Source organism: Streptomyces oryzae (assembly GCF_017676365.1).
GTDB lineage: Bacteria > Actinomycetota > Actinomycetes > Streptomycetales > Streptomycetaceae > Streptomyces > Streptomyces oryzae.
The window spans coordinates 1-13,776 of record NZ_JADKMA010000058.1; the positions used below are offsets into that span (position 1 = coordinate 1).

Genomic DNA, 13,776 nt, shown 5'->3' on the forward strand with positions numbered 1-13,776 from the left:
GGCCGGAGCTGGGGAGGGAGCCGCCGGTCGGCACGCCGTGGGACGGTGTCGTGGTGCCGGACGGCGGGGTGACGCCGTGGGGTGGTGCCGTAGTCCCAGGCGGCACGGTGACGCCGTGGGCCGGGGTCGTAGTGCCGGACGGCAGAGCCACACCTTGCGGTGGTGTGGCGGAGCCAGGCGGCAGAGCCACGCCGTGGGGCGGCGTCGTGGTGCCAGGCGGCAAGGTCACACCATGCGCCGGAGTCGCAGTGCCGGATGGCACAGCCACACCTTGCGGCTGTGTGGCGGAGCCAGGCGGCAAGGTGACGCCATGCGCCGGAGTCGCGGAGCCGGTGGGCGAGGTCGCCCCGTGCGTCGGCGTCGCGGAGCCGGACGGCGGGACCGCGCCATGCTCCGGACCCGCGGAGCCGGGCGGCAAGGTGACGCCGTGGGGCGGCGTCGCGGAGCCAGGCGGCGGAGCACCATCGTGCAGCGGCGTCGCAGAGCCGGGCGGCACAGCCACGCCGCGGGGCGGCGTCACACTGCTGGGCGGCAAGCTGACACCGTGCGGGGGTGTCGTGGTGCCGGACGGCACAGCACCGCCATGCTCCGGACCCGCGGAGCCGGGCGGCAAGGAGATACCGTGCGCCGGAGTCGCAGTACCGGTGGGCCGCGCCACGCCGTGAGCCGGGGTCACCGAGCCAGGTGGCAAAGCACCCTCGTGAGGTGGAGCCGCGGTGCCGGATGGAACAGCACCATGCGGCGGCGTCGCGGAGCCGGACGGCGGGACCGCGCCATGCTCCGGGCCCGCGGAGCCGGGCGGCAAGGTGACGCCGTGGGGCGGCGTCGCGGAGCCAGGCGGCAGGGTCACGCCGTGCGGTGGCGTCGTGGTGCCAGGCGGCAAGGTCACGCCATGCGGCGGGGTGACCGTCGGGCGCTGTACCGGTGGTGCGGGTGCCCAGGGGCCGGGGCCTCCGTAGGGGGGTGTGGAGTACGGGTCCACCCCGTGCAGCGGCTCCGGGCGAGCCGCCGGAACGGGCACCGCCGCCTGCTCGGTTGCCGGTGCGCCATTGGCGGCCTGCGCGGGGGTTCCCGGCGTACGGGCCGCGCCGGGGTCACCCGGCGCGGGCTGCGCGGCGGGGGCGTCGGGCGCGCCCGGCGGCCCCTGTGCGTCACCCCGCACGGAAGGGGGGTCGGAGCGGGACGGGCGCTTGCCAGGGGCCCAGCGTGGGCGGCTCCACCACTTCGGCTCCTGCCTGGTGGCTTTCGGCTCGTCCATGCCCTCTCCAGCTGATCACCCGCACTGCTCACTCTCCCCCGGCCGCCTCCCCCGGTCTTCGGCCGGGAGGTGCCCCCGGAGGTGTGCCTCCGGCTGGGCGACGGGATTGCCGAGAGGATTCAACCAGGAACGCGGCGCACCGCCCAGCGGGCGTCAACGCGACACAGCGCCGGCGGACGAACGTCCCGGCTCCGGTTGCACCGCGCAAGCGAGGCCGAGGCTCCTCAATCGCCATGGAGGAGCCCCTGTCGCCCCGGTCCGGCAGATTGCACCGAGCAAGCGGGGCCGAGCCGGAGGCCGGTTCGAGCACGGCGCGAGACCCAGTGCGGACGCCGGTGGCCGGGACGAGGCCGGAACGTGGACGCCGATGCAGGCCACAACAGGCCGCGCGGGCCACCGGAAAAGATCGCGTCCGCCCGTGTCAGCGTCAGCGCCCCGCCGGGCCGGTCGCGGTGGCCGAGACGGAGAGCGAGCCCGTCGCCACCGGCGCCCGGCCGGGGAAGGACCGCAGCACCGTGGGATCGGGCCGGTCGGCGCTCCGGGCCAGCCGCACCTCGGCGGACGGCTCCTCGGGCCCTCCGGGCACCAGGGCCCCCGACCCGCGCAGTGAGCTGAAGGTGCCCATCGCACCGCTCTCGCCGTACCAGCCAACGCCGTTGGTGGCGGGAGAGACGCGTGACGGCTTCAGCAGCGACAGCGGCCTGGAGGCCGAGCGCTGCAACAGGCTCACCGGAGCGGTCAGCCGCGCCCTGGGGGCTGCGACGCCGTGCGAGGCGACAGGGGCGAAGGTGGGGCCGGGCTCCGAGGCGCGGGTGCTCTGCGCTCCGCCGCGGTGGTCGCCCCCTCGCCGTCTGGCGTCCCGGGCGGCGCCGGAGCCGGAGGCCGAGCTGCGCACCGAGTTGGCGGACGGATTGTCGGCGTTCGTGCCGCCGGAGCCGCCCGCGGCACCGGACGCCAGGGTGCCGCCGAGAGCCAGGGCCGCCAGCGAGAACGCTCCCGCCGCGGCGAAGGCGAAGCGGCGCCCACGGGAGGCGGAGCGCTCACGCTCGGCGCGGTCGGCGACCCGGTGGGCGGCACGGTCGACAGCCCGCTCGGCGGCCCCGTCGGCGCGAGCGGGGCCCGGGATCTCATGTATCCGGAAACCGCGGTGCGGGGTGAGCGGGCTGCGGCCGCCGGACCGGCCGGACGGCAGATGGTCGAACGCCCATGGGGAGCGGGTGGAGCCGCCGGGCAGCGCGGTCGCGGTGAACGCGCTGCCCGCTGCTGGTTCCCCGCCCGAGGGTCCTCCCGGTGCGCCGGGCCCGCGATCGTCGTCGTCGAGCCGCCCCGCGTGAAGACCGCCGTCCGCCGGCAGCCCCTGCAGCCGGGCGAGCAGCCCGGCCGGGGGTGGCGGCGGCGCCGCGTCCGCGAAGACGTTCTTGAGCCGGCGCTGCGCGTCGGCCTCGGCCTTGCAGCCCTGACAGGTCGCCAGGTGGGCGAGGACCCGCTCGCGGGCGTCGTGCCCCAACTCGCCGTCCACAAGGGCGGCGAGGCGGTCTCCGAGGTGGTGTTCGGCGGAGGTCACCCGGCACTCACCTCGCCTGTCCGGGCCGTCGGCACCACCGCGCTCGGGGTGCGCTGCTCGGCCCTGGCGGCGGGCGAGCGGTGCCGGAGCGCCTTGCGCAGGTGCGAGCGGCCACGGTGGATACGGCTGCGGACGGTGCCCAGCTTCACCCCGAGGGTCGCGGCGATCTCCTCGTACGACAGACCTTCGATGTCGCAGAGCACCACGGCGGCGCGGAACTCCGGGGCCAGGGTGTCCAGGGCCTGCTGGACGTCCGCGTCGAAGTGGGTGTCGTTGAAGTGCTGCTGCGGGGTGGGCTCGCGGCTGGGGAGCCGCTCGGCGGCGTCGTCGGCGAGCGCGTCGAAACGGATGCGCTGCTTGCGGCGGACCGTGTCCAGGAAGAGGTTCGTGGTGATGCGGTGCAGCCAGCCCTCGAAGGTGCCTGGCGTGTAGGTCGACAGCGAGCGGAAGACGCGGACGAAGACTTCCTGGGTGAGGTCCTCCGCGTCGTGCTGGTTGCCGGTCAGGCGGTAGGCCAGCCGGTAGACCCGGGCGCTGTGGGTGCTGACGATCTCCTCCCAGGAGGGAGGGGTCCACGCCTGCGCGTCCGCATCGGTCGCGAAAGTCGCCGTGGTCGCGGAGTCGGCGGTGCGGGACTGGTCAGCGGTGTCGGTCACGGATTTCGGCTGTCCCGTCGACCTGCGGAATCTTGAGAAGACGCCGCGGTCGCGGCTCGCAGCCGCACCTCCCCTGTCGGCTCTGGTGGTGTCCACTGGAGCCCCTACCATAGCCACATCTCCCGTTAGCTCCGGATAAGAAAAATTGCCCGGCTTTGCCGACCGCCCTCTTGCGGTCCCTGCTCCCTCAACGCCCAGTCCGATCAGCAGGTTCCCGGCCCAACGGATACAGTCACGATTGCGTGGAGGACGGGGACAGGAGAGGGCCATTACCGGCAACCGGCAGACGAGCTGGGGGTTCGCCGACGCGTACGGCGCCGAGCTGGTCGAGAACGCCGAGAGCGAAGCACTGCGCTGGGCCCGCGACCGGGCCCAGGAAGCAGGGCTGCGCACGGTCTCCCCTGCCACCGGAGCGGCACTGCGGCTGCTGACGGCGGCCGCCGGGGCCAAGGCGGTCGCGGAGATCGGCACCGGAACCGGGGTCTCCGGGCTGCACCTGCTGCACGGGATGCGGCCCGACGGGGTGCTCACGACGGTCGACATCGAACCGGAGCGTCAGCAGTTCGCCCGCGAGGCGTTCCGCGCCGCCGGATTCGTGGGCAACGGGGGCAACAGGGTGCGCTTCATCCCCGGCCGGGCCCTGGATGTACTGCCCCGGCTCGCGGACGGCGGATACGACCTCGTCTTCTGCGACGGCGACCGTACGGAGTGCCTGGACTACCTCGCCGAATCATTGCGACTGCTGCGCGACGGCGGGCTGATCTGCTTCGCCGGGGTCTTCGCCGAGGGACGTACGGGCGAGCCGACGGCGCACTCCCCTGAAGTGCTGCGGCTGCGCGAGCTGTTGCGCACGGTACGGGAGAGCAAGGTGCTGGTGCCGGCGCTGCTGCCGGTCGGTGACGGTCTGCTGTGCGCCGTCAAACGCGGTGAGTGACGGTGAAGTTACGCCAAGTACACAGCTCGCCGCGGGACAGGAGACGACGACGCCCCGGGGTGCACGCGCTGCGCGTGCGCCCCGGGGCGGCCGTCCGCGGACTGCTCAGCCGCAGACCTTCTTCAGCTCCTCGCCAAGCGCCGTCGCCTCATCCGGTGTCAGCTCGACGACGAGTCGCCCACCGCCTTCGAGCGGAACGCGCATGACGATGCCCCGCCCCTCTTTGGTCACCTCGAGCGGGCCGTCGCCCGTCCGCGGCTTCATGGCCGCCATGCTCGTTCCCCTTCCTGAAACCAGCCGATCGCGCCGGGGGTCCCGTAAGCGGGCACAGTTTCACCGGCATCGAACACATTGCTTCCCAGCCATTATCCCGCATGGCAGGACCCGATGACCAACATCGGTCCACATCTCTTCTTCCTCGGCCGCACACAAAACCACCCAATGTGGCGATCACCCTGCGGTACTGCCCGGATTCCGCTCCTCCGCCGGTCCCCGGCGGTTTGACGCAGGTCACATCCGCACCCGCCGGACAGGCCGGTGCGTGCCCTGTCAGGACCCGATGATCTAGGTCATGCTGAGCGCATGTCCGACACCGTGCGCTACGAAGTGAACGAGGGTCTCGCGACGGTCACCCTCAACCGGCCCGACGCGATGAACGCCCTCGACAACGAGACCAAGGTCGCCCTGCGCGACACCCTCCGGCGGGCCGCGGACGACGACGCGGTGCGTGCCGTGCTGCTCACCGGGAGCGGCCGGGCCTTCTGTGTGGGCCAGGACCTCAAGGAGCACACCGGCGCCCTGGAGCGGAGCGGCGGTGGCGCCCTGAACACGGTCGAGGAGCACTACAACCCGATCACACTGACGCTCGCCGGGATGCCCAAGCCGGTGGTGGCCGGCGTGAACGGGGTGGCGGCCGGGGCGGGCGCCGGCTTCGCGTTCGCGTGCGACTACCGGGTGGTGGCGGACACCGCCGCGTTCAACACCTCCTTCGCCGGGGTGGCGCTGACCGCGGACTCCGGCGTCTCCTGGACGCTTCCCCGGCTGATCGGCCCGGGAAGGGCCGCGGATCTGCTGCTCTTCCCGCGCAGCATCAAGGCTGATGAGGCGCTTCAGCTGGGGCTGGCCAACCGTGTGGTGCCCGCCGGTGAGCTCGCTGCCGAGGCCGAGGCCGTCGCCCGCGAGCTCGCCCAGGGGCCGACCGCGGCGTACGCGGCACTCAAGGAGTCCCTCGCGTTCGGGGCCTCGCACTCGCTCGCCGAGACGCTCGGCAAGGAGTCCGAACTCCAGTTGCGGCTGGGCGATTCCGCGGATCACCGCATTGCGGTGGAGGCGTTCGTGAAGAAGGAGCGGCCGCGGTTTTCTGGGCGCTAGGGGTTGCTCGGCGAGTGTTGTGTTGCCCCCTCCCTGACTCTGGGCAGGGGCTGCCCCTGCCCGTGTTCGCAGCTGCGGGTGTTGCTGTGGCTGGGCGCGCAGTTCCCCGCGCCCCTTCGGAGCGCGGTCAGCGGCGCCAGCAGTCGGCCAGGTGGTCGTTGACCAGGCCGCAGGCTTGCATCAGGGCGTATGCGGTGGTGGGGCCGACGAAGCGGAAGCCGCGCTTCTTGAGTGCCTTGGCCAGGGACGTGGACTCGGGGGTGCTGCCCGGGACCTCGGCCGTCGTACGGGGAGCCCGCCGAGAGGCCGGGTCGGGTGCGTACGACCACACCAGGCGGTCCAGCTCGCCGGGCTCCCACTCGGCGGCCACCCGGGCGTTGTTGAGTGCCGCGCTGATCTTGGCGCGGTTGCGGACGATGCCGCTGTCGGCCAGCAGCCGTTCCTCGTCGTCCTCGGTGAACCGGGCCACCGCGGGGATGTGGAAGTCCGCGAAGGCGGCACGGAAGGCCGGGCGCTTGCGCAGGATCGTCAGCCAGGACAGGCCCGACTGGAAGCCCTCCAGGCACAGCCGCTCGTAGAGCGCGTCGTCACCGTGCACGGGGCGGCCCCACTCGGAGTCGTGGTACGCGGCGTAGTCCTCCGGCGTGCTGCCCCAGGGGCAGCGCAGCAGGCCGTCGGGGCCGGGCAGTGGCCCGCCTTCGGGCGCCTCGGGGGCGGTGGCCGTCACTGGTTCGGTGGTCATTGCGCGTTCCCCTCCGGGCCGCTCGCGGTGTGCGGGTTGCGGTCCTGCGGCTCGTCCTCGCGCGGGCCCGTGCCGTGCGGACCGCCCGCCCCCGTGGCCCGGCCCATCGCGACGGCCTGGGCGCCGGCCAGCGCGGACTCCAGCTCGGCGATCCGCGCGTCCCGCTCGGCGAGCTCGGCGCCGAGCCGGTCGAGGACGTCGTCGACCTGCTCCATCCGGTAACCGCGCACCCCGACTGCGAGGCGCAGCCCCGCCACATCCGCGTGGGTGACAGGACGCTCGGGCGGCAATGGCTCGTCCAGCAGGTCGGGCGGCACATCGGCGAGCCCGCCCGCCGCACCGTGGCTCCCGCTGCCGGGCCGCTCGGCGCTCCCGACGACGGCGAGCGTCACCGCGGCGACGACCACGACAAGCGAGATCAGCAGGAACACGAACACGGATCGACTCCCGAGTGGTTGCCGGATGTGGGCCGACCCTGATCGTGCCACGGCCCGGTGACAGCTATGGTCGGCGGCGGGGATCGGTGCACGAGCCACGCGGGTGCGGGCAGCAGGCGGGCACCGCCGAGAGGAAGAGGAAGGCTGATGCTGCGCCTGGGTACGCGCGAGTTCGGGGAGCACGAGCCGGTGGTCATGGCGATCGTGAACCGGACACCGGATTCCTTCTACGACCGCGGCGCCACCTTCCGCGACGAGCCCGCGCTCGACCGGGTCGAGCAGGCGGTGGCGGAGGGGGCCGCCATCATCGACATAGGCGGGGTGAAGGCGGGCCCGGGGGACGAGGTCACGGCAGAGGAGGAGGCGCGGCGCACCGTCGGCTTCGTGGCTGAGGTGCGGCGGCGCTGGCCGGACGTGGTGATCAGCGTCGACACCTGGCGGCACGAGGTGGGCGAGGCGGTGTGCGAGGCGGGCGCCGATCTGCTCAACGACGCCTGGGGCGGGGTCGATCCCCGGCTGGCCGAGGTCGCCGCGCGGTACGGCGCGGGGCTGGTGTGCACACATGCGGGTGGCGCCGAACCGCGCACCCGTCCGCACCGGGTGGCGTACGAGCCTCCGGCCGGTACGGACGGCGCGCCGGGCGCCAGCGGCGTCGTCGAGGACATCCTGCGGGTGACCCTCGGGCTGGCCGAGCGCGCGGTGGAGCTCGGGGTGCGGCGGGACGGCATCCTCATCGATCCGGGGCACGACTTCGGGAAGTCGACGCGGCACTCGCTGGAGGCGACGCGGGGGCTGGGCCGGCTGACGGAGACGGGCTGGCCGGTGCTGGTTTCGCTGTCCAACAAGGACTTCGTCGGCGAGACGCTGGACCGCCCCGTCAAGGAGCGGCTGACCGGCACCCTGGCCACGACCGCGGTCTCGGCGTGGCTCGGGGCGCGGGTCTATCGCGTGCACGAGGTGGCCGAGACGAAGCAGGTGCTGGATATGGTTTCTTCCATTGCGGGGTACCGGCCGCCTGCGGTGGCTCGCCGAGGGCTCGCCTAGGGCCTTCACTGTTCCGGGGAGGGGGTGCCCCTTACCGTTGTTTGCAGGCTGCGGGTGCCTCGTGGTCGTTCGCGCAGTTCCCCGCGCCCCTTCGGGGCGCACACACGCTAGCCGCCGACCTCCTTGGTCACCAGGGCGATGGCCTCGTCGATGTCGTCGGTGACGTGGAACAGCTCCAGGTCGCGTTCGGAGGCCTTGCCGCCGCCGACCACGGAGCGGCGTACCCAGTCGGTGAGGCCCTTCCAGTACTCCGTGCCGTAGAGCACGATCGGGAAGCGGGTGACCTTCTGGGTCTGCACCAGGGTCAGTGCCTCGAACAGCTCGTCCAGGGTGCCCAGTCCGCCGGGGAGGACGACGAAGCCGCTGGCGTACTTCACGAACATCGTCTTGCGGACGAAGAAGTAGCGGAAGTTCACGCCGATGTCGACGTACTTGTTCATGCCCTGCTCGAAGGGGAGCTCGATGCCGAGCCCCACCGAGGTGCCGCCCGCCTCCAGCGCGCCCTTGTTGGCCGCCTCCATCGCCCCGGGGCCGCCGCCGGTGATCACGGCGAAGCCCGCCTCGGCCAGCGCCCGGCCGATGCGCACGCCGCTGTCGTACTCCGGGGACTCCACCGGGGTACGGGCAGAGCCGAAGACGCTGACGGCGGGGCCCAGTTCGGCCAGGGCACCGAAGCCCTCGACGAACTCGGACTGGATGCGCATCACCCGCCAGGGGTCCTGGTGGATGAAATCCGAGGGGCCCGCGGTGTCCAGCAGCCGCTGGTCCGTGGTCCCCGGCTGCACCTGGTCGCGGCGGCGCACGACCGGGCCCAGCCGCTGTTCCTTCGGCTCCTTGCCGGGTCCGTCGGTCATCTACGACACTCCTTCCGCCTGCGATCTTTCCCGCTCAGGGTATGCTGACGGCGAAGAGGCCCGCCCGGAATTCGCGCGTCCGGCAGCTGTCGATCGGCTTACCGGCAGGTGGCGTGGCCCGGGCCGCCGCAGGTCAGGACGTCAGCCAGCGCCGCAGCCGCTCCTCGCACCGGGTGATGAGCGCGGTCTCCACCCGCTCGTCCCTCTTGTGGGCGAGATTGGGATCCCCGGGGCCGTAGTTGACAGCGGGCACCCCCAGGGCGCTGAACCGGGAGACATCCGTCCAGCCGTACTTGGGGAGCGGCTCGCCGCCCACCGCGTCGAGAAAGGCGCGGGCCGCCGGGTGCGAGAGCCCTGGCAGCGCGCCCGGCGAGCTGTCGTCCACCTCGAACTCTTCGACGCCGCAGTCGGCGAACACCTCCCGCACATGGTCGAGCGCTTCCTGCTCGCTGCGGTCGGGCGCGTAGCGGTAGTTGACGGTGACGGTGCACAGGTCCGGGATGACGTTGCCGGCGACCCCGCCCTCGATCCCGACGGCGTTGAGGCCCTCGCGGTACTCCAGCCCGTCGATCAACGGCCGCCGGGGCTGGTAACCGGCCAGCCGCTCCAGGGCCGGCCCGGCCGCGTGGATGGCGTTGGCGCCCAGCCAGCTGCGGGCCGAGTGCGAACGGGTGCCGCGGAAGTGCATCTTCACCCGCAGCGTGCCCTGACAGCCGCCCTCCACCCGGCCCTCGGAGGGCTCCAGCAGTACGGCGAAATCGCCCGCCAGCCAGTCGGGGTGGGCGTCGGCGATGTGGCCGAGGCCGTTGAGGTGCGCGGCGACCTCCTCGTTGTCGTAGAAGACAAACGTCAGGTCGCGGTTGGGCTCGGGCACGGTCGCCGCGATGCGCAGCTGCACCGCGACGCCCGCCTTCATGTCGCTGGTGCCGCAGCCCCACAGCACGCCGTTCTCGTCCAGCCGGGAGGGCACGTTCTCGGCGATCGGCACGGTGTCGATGTGGCCCGCGAGAATGACGCGCTCGGCCCGGCCGAGGCCGGTGCGGGCCACCACGTTGTTGCCGTAGCGGTCGACGCTCAGATGGGGCAGCTCGCCGAGGGCCGCTTCGACGGCGTCCGCCAGCGCCTTCTCGTTCCCGCTCTCGGAGGGGAAGTCCACCAGCCGCGCGGTGAGCCGGGCGGCGTCCTGTTGCAGGTCGAGTGCGCTGTGAGACATGGCCCCAGCCTACGGCGGGCGCACCGGGCCGCGTGTGTGCCCCGGCCCTGACGAGGCCGTCGTGGCCAGCGGCTACCTTTGGGCGCGTGCCCCACTCACGACCGGAACGCTCGTCACGCATGCCCGAGCGCACGCCCAGCACCCGGGGCCGCGGCAGACTCCTCAGGGTCGCCGTGGCCTGCGCCGTGCTGCTCGCCGTCGTCGCCTATGTCGCGGTACGCGGGCTGACGTTCCAGGACGGCCCGATGTGCACCGTACGCGCCACCGGCGGCGAGGGCACAGGCTCGGGCGCTTCGGGCACCTCGCGCGACGACGCCTCGGACGAGTACGAACTCACGCCGGCACAGGCCGCCAACGCTGCGACCATCGCCGCCGTCGCCTCCCAACGCGGGCTGCCCGAACGGGCGGTGACCATAGCCCTGGCCACGGCCATGCAGGAGTCGCAGCTGCGCAACATCGGCCACGGGGACCGCGACTCGGTCGGGCTCTTCCAGCAGCGCCCCTCGCAGGGCTGGGGCACCGCCGAGCAGATCCAGGACGCGGTCTACTCGGCGGGCCGGTTCTACGACCACCTGGCGAAGGTTCCCGGCTACTCCAGGCTGCCGCTGACCGTCGCCGCGCAGCGGGTGCAGCGCAGCGGCTTCCCGCAGGCGTACGCCAAGCACGAGATGAACGCCACGCTGCTGACCGGTGCGCTCACCGGCCGCCGCCCCGCCGCGCTCAGCTGTACGACAGACACCCGGCAGCTCGGCAAGCCGGGCGACCCGAAGCGCGTACGCGACCGGCTGGTACGGGAGTTCGGCCCGGAGGCGCTGTCCGAGGACACCGGCACGCTGACCGCGACCGGTCCCCGGGCGCGCGGCAGCGCGGCGCACACGACGACTCGGACGGCGCGCTCCCCGGCACACACCACGACGCGCCCCGCGGCACACACCGCCGCCCGCGCCGAGGCGGAGCCGGGCGTCACGTTGCCCGCGCACGGCCGGCGCCGGGGATGGGAGCTGGCCCACTGGGCGGTCGCGAACGCCGCGGGGCTGCACATCGAGCGGATCTCCTACGGGGGCCTGGTGTGGAGCGCCGCGCGCTCGGGGGACGGCTGGCGCGAGGCGGGCCCGGGCGATGCGAAGCGCGGCGGCACCGGAAGCGCCGGCGACGACGCGGTGGACCTTCGGCTGGCCACCGGTCACTAGTCCAGCCCATCCCCCTCAAGGACCAACCCGGTCCACAGGGTGGACGTTTCTTCCCTCGCGCGACGGTCGCCGCGAGGGGTGAACACGCTCGGCGAATCGTGCCTGGCAGCGGCCGGTTCGGCTCCTCCGGTACAGGTCAACCGGCTGCGAGGAATGCCCAGTTTGGCGCCTCACGCGGCAAACCTGGATTGCCAATCCTTTACCCTCGTCCCCCGCAACCTTCCCGCCGTTCCGGCCGATAGGCACTGCGTCTGACCGGGGGACCCCGGCTGACACGTCAAGAACCCCTCTCCGTCAAAGGAGCACCATGTCCAACCCCCTCACGCGCCGGATCGCCCGCACCGCGCTGCTGACGGCAGCCGGCGCAGCCACCGTCGTCGGTGCCGCCGGAGCCGCGAGCGCCGTGGAACTGCCCGCGAGCCCCGTGGGCGGGATCGACAAGCTGGACGGCGAGGGCGTCGGCAACACGCTGGACAAGACGTCCCGTGACACCACCAAGGTCGTCGGCGAGACCGGCGGCAACGCCGTCAGGACGGCCGTGCCGACCGCCGGCCGGACCGTGGGCAAGGCCGGCAAGACCGTGGCACCCACCGCGCACCACCTCGCGGGGAACGCCGCGGGCAAGGCCGGTGACCTGCTGGGCGAGGCCGCCTCCGCCGCTGCCGACACCAAGCTGCCCTCCACCGCCAACCTCGGGGGCCTGCCCCTCGGTTGAGGGTCTCCGCCCTGAATTCCCCGGCACACGCAAGGCCGCCCGGACCTCACTGGTCCGGGCGGCCTTCGCGTGGTGGCGGAACGAAGCGCTCTACTCCTTCAGGGCTCCTTCAGGACTCCATCAGGACTCCTTCAGACGGCGCACCGCGGCGGCGACGCGCTCATCGGTCGCCGTGAGCGCGACCCGGACGTGCCGCGCACCGGCGGGGCCGTAGAAGTCGCCGGGGGCGACCAGGACGCCGCGCTCGGCGAGGCCGGCGACGGTGTCCCAGCACGACTCGTCCCGCGTCGCCCACAGATACAGCGACGCCTCGCTGTGCTCGATCCGGAAGCCCGCGGCCTCCAGCGCGCCGCGCAGCGCGGTGCGCCGGGCGCGGTAGCGCTCACGCTGCTCGGTCACATGGGTGTCGTCGCCGAGCGCCGCGACGGTCGCCGCCTGCACCGGCGCGGGCGTCATCATCCCGCCGTGCTTGCGGACGTGCAGCAGCTCGCCCAGGACGTCGCTGTCGCCCGCGACGAAGGCCGCGCGGTAGCCGGCCAGGTTGGAGCGCTTGGAGAGAGAGTGCACGGCCACCAGGCCCGTGTAGGAGCCGCCGCACACGTCCGGGTGCAGCACGGAGACCGGGTCGGCCTCCCAGCCCAGCTCCAGGTAGCACTCGTCGCTGAGGACCAGCACGCCGTGCTCGCGCGCCCAGGCGACGACGGCGCGCAGCTTCTCGGGCGGCAGCACCTGACCGGTCGGGTTGGAGGGCGAGTTGAGCCACAGCAGCTTGAGCCCGGCCGGGTCCAGCTCCAGGGGATCGTCGTAGGCGACGTGGTCGGCCCGGGCGAGCCTGGCGCCGACCTCGTAGGTGGGGTAGGCGAGCCGTGGGAAGGCCACCCGGTCGCCGGGGCCGAGGCCGAGCTGGGTCGGCAGCCAGGCCACCAGTTCCTTGGAGCCGACCACGGGCAGTACGTTCCGTTCGGTGACGCCGCGGGCGCCCAGCCGGCGCTCGCACCAGCCGGTGAGCGCGTCCCGCAGCTCCCGCGTCCCCCACACGGTGGGGTAGCCGGGGCTGTCGGCCGCCTCGGTCAGCGCGCGCCGGACCAGCGCCGGCACCGGGTCGACGGGGGTGCCGACCGACAGGTCGACGATGCCGTCGGGGTGCCCGGCGGCGGTGGTCTTGTACGGCTCGAGCCGGTCCCACGGGAAGGTGGGGAGGCGGTCGGAGACGGAGGGCATGGTGCTCACTTTCTGCGGCAGCCGCGGGCGCCCTGTGCGGCGGTACGGCAGTACGACGCGTCGGCGGTACGACGCGGGAAACGCCGCAGTCCCGTGCGGCAGGACACTGGGGCCGCCGTACGGGACTGCGCAGGAGTCACCGGCCTGGCCGGTGACTCACTCGTCGAGGGTCACCCGTGGGTCACTCGTCGTGCTCCTGCGGCGGGAGCGCGGCGATGAGCGGGTGGTCCTTCTCGATCAGGCCGAGCTTGCTGGCGCCACCGGGCGAGCCGAGGTCGTCGAAGAACTCGACATTGGCCTTGTAGTAGTCCTTCCACTCCTCAGGAGTGTCATCTTCGTAGAAGATGGCCTCGACCGGGCAGACGGGCTCGCAGGCACCGCAGTCGACGCACTCGTCCGGGTGGATGTACAAGGACCGCTGGCCCTCGTAGATGCAGTCGACCGGGCACTCCTCGATGCAAGCCTTGTCCTTCAGGTCGACACAAGGCTCCGCGATGACGTAAGTCACGCTGTCGTTCCTCCTCGTTAGGGCTGGCGGGCCGGTGCCCGGCTCCGCCGCGGGCGCGCGGGAGCGCTC

Annotated in this window: 14 protein-coding genes and 1 pseudogene; 6 read left to right on the forward strand and 9 right to left on the reverse strand. The window is 73.1% G+C overall.

What is annotated here, in order from left to right:
- Positions 1-665 (forward strand): annotated as a pseudogene (locus ITI46_RS13575) (hypothetical protein); the annotation flags it as partial.
- A 1,020-nt stretch (positions 666-1,685) separates the two neighbouring features.
- Here ITI46_RS13575 and ITI46_RS13580 read toward each other — a convergent pair.
- Entirely contained in the window at positions 1,686-2,822 is a 1,137-nt protein-coding gene (locus tag ITI46_RS13580) for a zf-HC2 domain-containing protein (protein ID WP_209239780.1), read from the reverse strand.
- Entirely contained in the window at positions 2,819-3,589 is a 771-nt protein-coding gene (gene sigE, locus ITI46_RS13585) for an RNA polymerase sigma factor SigE (protein WP_209239781.1), read from the reverse strand. Before sigE ends, ITI46_RS13580 begins: the two co-directional genes overlap by 4 nt.
- Positions 3,590-3,716: 127 nt before the next feature.
- Here sigE and ITI46_RS13590 point away from each other — a divergent pair, with 127 nt between their 5' ends.
- On the forward strand, positions 3,717-4,412 hold the full coding sequence (locus tag ITI46_RS13590) for an O-methyltransferase (protein WP_209239782.1): 696 nt from the start codon (positions 3,717-3,719) through the stop codon (positions 4,410-4,412).
- Between the two features lie 105 nt (positions 4,413-4,517).
- Here ITI46_RS13590 and ITI46_RS13595 read toward each other — a convergent pair whose 3' ends face one another.
- A complete protein-coding gene (locus tag ITI46_RS13595; RefSeq protein ID WP_016469583.1) occupies positions 4,518-4,685 on the reverse strand; it encodes a DUF3117 domain-containing protein in 168 nt (55 codons plus the stop codon).
- A 309-nt stretch (positions 4,686-4,994) separates the two neighbouring features.
- On the opposite strand from ITI46_RS13595, the gene chcB reads away from it, so the two are divergent.
- The gene (chcB, locus tag ITI46_RS13600) at positions 4,995-5,783 is read left to right on the forward strand and encodes a 2-cyclohexenylcarbonyl CoA isomerase (protein ID WP_209239783.1); all 789 of its coding nucleotides are present in this window, start codon (positions 4,995-4,997) and stop codon (positions 5,781-5,783) included.
- A gap of 127 nt (positions 5,784-5,910) precedes the next feature.
- On the opposite strand, the gene ITI46_RS13605 is transcribed toward chcB, so the two are convergent.
- A complete protein-coding gene (locus ITI46_RS13605) occupies positions 5,911-6,525 on the reverse strand; it encodes a DNA-3-methyladenine glycosylase I (protein WP_209239784.1) in 615 nt (204 codons plus the stop codon).
- Complete coding sequence (locus tag ITI46_RS13610) at positions 6,522-6,962, reverse strand: DivIVA domain-containing protein (RefSeq protein WP_307808163.1); 441 nt, start codon at positions 6,960-6,962, stop codon at positions 6,522-6,524. The genes ITI46_RS13605 and ITI46_RS13610 overlap by 4 nt, the downstream gene beginning before the upstream one ends.
- A gap of 147 nt (positions 6,963-7,109) precedes the next feature.
- Between ITI46_RS13610 and folP the strand changes: the two genes are divergently transcribed.
- Positions 7,110-8,006 (forward strand): dihydropteroate synthase, encoded by an 897-nt coding sequence (folP, locus tag ITI46_RS13615; RefSeq protein ID WP_209239785.1) that lies wholly within the window; start codon positions 7,110-7,112, stop codon positions 8,004-8,006.
- Positions 8,007-8,113: 107 nt separating this feature from the next.
- Here the strand turns inward: folP and ITI46_RS13620 are convergent, their stop codons facing one another.
- Positions 8,114-8,860 (reverse strand): LOG family protein, encoded by a 747-nt coding sequence (locus ITI46_RS13620; protein WP_209239786.1) that lies wholly within the window; start codon positions 8,858-8,860, stop codon positions 8,114-8,116.
- Between the two features lie 133 nt (positions 8,861-8,993).
- Complete coding sequence (dapE, locus tag ITI46_RS13625) at positions 8,994-10,073, reverse strand: succinyl-diaminopimelate desuccinylase (RefSeq protein WP_209239787.1); 1,080 nt, start codon at positions 10,071-10,073, stop codon at positions 8,994-8,996.
- A gap of 119 nt (positions 10,074-10,192) precedes the next feature.
- Here dapE and ITI46_RS13630 point away from each other — a divergent pair, with 119 nt between their 5' ends.
- Both ITI46_RS13630 and ITI46_RS13635 read left to right on the forward strand, forming a co-directional pair.
- Positions 10,193-11,263 (forward strand): heavy metal transporter, encoded by a 1,071-nt coding sequence (locus tag ITI46_RS13630; protein ID WP_209239788.1) that lies wholly within the window; start codon positions 10,193-10,195, stop codon positions 11,261-11,263.
- Positions 11,264-11,570: 307 nt separating this feature from the next.
- On the forward strand, positions 11,571-11,978 hold the full coding sequence (locus tag ITI46_RS13635) for an ATP-binding protein (RefSeq protein WP_209239789.1): 408 nt from the start codon (positions 11,571-11,573) through the stop codon (positions 11,976-11,978).
- A gap of 120 nt (positions 11,979-12,098) precedes the next feature.
- Here the strand turns inward: ITI46_RS13635 and dapC are convergent, their stop codons facing one another.
- Both dapC and fdxA read right to left on the reverse strand, forming a co-directional pair.
- The gene (gene dapC, locus ITI46_RS13640) at positions 12,099-13,199 is read right to left on the reverse strand and encodes a succinyldiaminopimelate transaminase (protein ID WP_209239790.1); all 1,101 of its coding nucleotides are present in this window, start codon (positions 13,197-13,199) and stop codon (positions 12,099-12,101) included.
- A 181-nt stretch (positions 13,200-13,380) separates the two neighbouring features.
- Positions 13,381-13,707, reverse strand: a complete 327-nt coding sequence (fdxA, locus tag ITI46_RS13645) for a ferredoxin (RefSeq protein WP_016469573.1) — start codon at positions 13,705-13,707, stop codon at positions 13,381-13,383.
- Between the last annotated feature and the right edge of the window lie 69 nt (positions 13,708-13,776).

Bases quoted from the DNA above. Each gene is read 5' to 3' on its own strand.
- sigE (WP_209239781.1), bottom strand. From the start codon at position 3,589: ATGGTAGGGGCTCCAGTGGACACCACCAGAGCCGACAGGGGAGGTGCG.
- ITI46_RS13595 (WP_016469583.1), bottom strand. From the start codon at position 4,685: ATGGCGGCCATGAAGCCGCGGACGGGCGACGGCCCGCTCGAGGTGACC.
- chcB (WP_209239783.1), top strand. From the start codon at position 4,995: ATGTCCGACACCGTGCGCTACGAAGTGAACGAGGGTCTCGCGACGGTC.
- ITI46_RS13605 (WP_209239784.1), bottom strand. From the start codon at position 6,525: ATGACCACCGAACCAGTGACGGCCACCGCCCCCGAGGCGCCCGAAGGC.
- folP (WP_209239785.1), top strand. From the start codon at position 7,110: ATGCTGCGCCTGGGTACGCGCGAGTTCGGGGAGCACGAGCCGGTGGTC.
- ITI46_RS13620 (WP_209239786.1), bottom strand. From the start codon at position 8,860: ATGACCGACGGACCCGGCAAGGAGCCGAAGGAACAGCGGCTGGGCCCG.
- dapE (WP_209239787.1), bottom strand. From the start codon at position 10,073: ATGTCTCACAGCGCACTCGACCTGCAACAGGACGCCGCCCGGCTCACC.
- ITI46_RS13630 (WP_209239788.1), top strand. From the start codon at position 10,193: ATGCCCGAGCGCACGCCCAGCACCCGGGGCCGCGGCAGACTCCTCAGG.
- ITI46_RS13635 (WP_209239789.1), top strand. From the start codon at position 11,571: ATGTCCAACCCCCTCACGCGCCGGATCGCCCGCACCGCGCTGCTGACG.
- dapC (WP_209239790.1), bottom strand. From the start codon at position 13,199: ATGCCCTCCGTCTCCGACCGCCTCCCCACCTTCCCGTGGGACCGGCTC.